Annotated in this window: 2 protein-coding genes; both read left to right on the forward strand. The window is 74.8% G+C overall.

Going from position 1 to position 1,075, the window contains the following annotated elements:
- Nucleotides 1-596, forward strand: a 596-nt coding sequence (locus GT045_RS18585; protein ID WP_161334850.1) for an acyl carrier protein, incomplete at its 5' end; no start/stop codon positions are given.
- 26 nt (nt 597-622) lie between these two features.
- A partial coding sequence (locus tag GT045_RS18590) for a polyketide synthase (RefSeq protein WP_161292493.1) occupies nt 623-1,075 on the forward strand: 453 nt, incomplete at its 3' end.

A 1,075-nucleotide genomic window follows, 5' to 3' on the forward strand; every position in this document is an offset into this window, starting at 1 on the left:
AGGCCGCCCGCGTGGCCCCGCTGCTGCGTTCCCTGGTGCGGGCGCCCCGCCGCACCGGGCCCGGTGCGGCGGCCGCGGCGTCGGCACTGCGCCGCGAACTGGCCGGTCTCGCACCCGAGGAGCGCGGCGAACGGCTGCTGGAGCTGGTGCGGGACGAGGCTCGCGCGGTGCTCGGCATCGAGGAGTTCGACGACGACCTGCCCTTCAAGGACCTCGGGTTCGACTCGCTGACCGCCGTCGAGTTCCGCAACCGGCTCAACGAGGCCACCGGCCTGCGGCTCACCGCCACGCTCGTCTTCGACCACCCGACCCCCACCGCGCTCGCCGGCCACCTCGCCGACGGGCTCGCCCCGCGCCCCGTCGACGGCCCCCGCGAGGAGGAGGACACCGTACGGGCCGCGCTCGCCGCCCTCCCGGTGGCCCGGCTGCGCGAGGCCGGACTGCTGGACAGCCTGCTCGAACTCGCCGGACTGCGGCCCGCGCCCGAACCGGCCGCGGCCGGCGGACCCGGCCGCGCGTCGATCGACGCGATGGACGCCGAAGGGCTGATCAACATGGCCCTCGACGATCTCGTCGGGGACGACGACGCCCTGTGACGACGCCCCCGACAAGGAAGAGGACCATGGCCGAGTCCGAGAAGCCGGACACCAGGATGGTCGAGGCGCTGCGCGCCTCGCTGAAGGAGATCGAGCGGCTGCGCGAACGCAACCGCGCCCTGGCCGCGGCGGCCCGGGAACCGGTCGCGATCGTCGGCATGGCCTGCCGTTACCCGGGCGGCGTCCGGTCCCCGCAGGACCTGTGGCGGCTGGTCGCGGACGGCGGGGAAGGCATCACCGAGTTCCCCGACGACCGGGGCTGGGACCCGGACCTGTACGACCCGGCGCCGGGCACACCCGGCCGCTCCTACACCCGGGAGGGCGGATTCCTGCACGACGCCGGGGAGTTCGACGCCGCGTTCTTCGGCATCGGCCCCCATGAGGCCCTCGTCATGGATCCGCAGCAGCGACTGCTGCTCGAAGGGTCCTGGGAGGCGCTGGAGAACGCCGGCATCGACCCGCACACCCTCAAGGGCAGC

Origin of the sequence: Streptomyces sp. SID486 (assembly GCF_009865385.1) — a bacterium.
GTDB lineage: Bacteria > Actinomycetota > Actinomycetes > Streptomycetales > Streptomycetaceae > Streptomyces.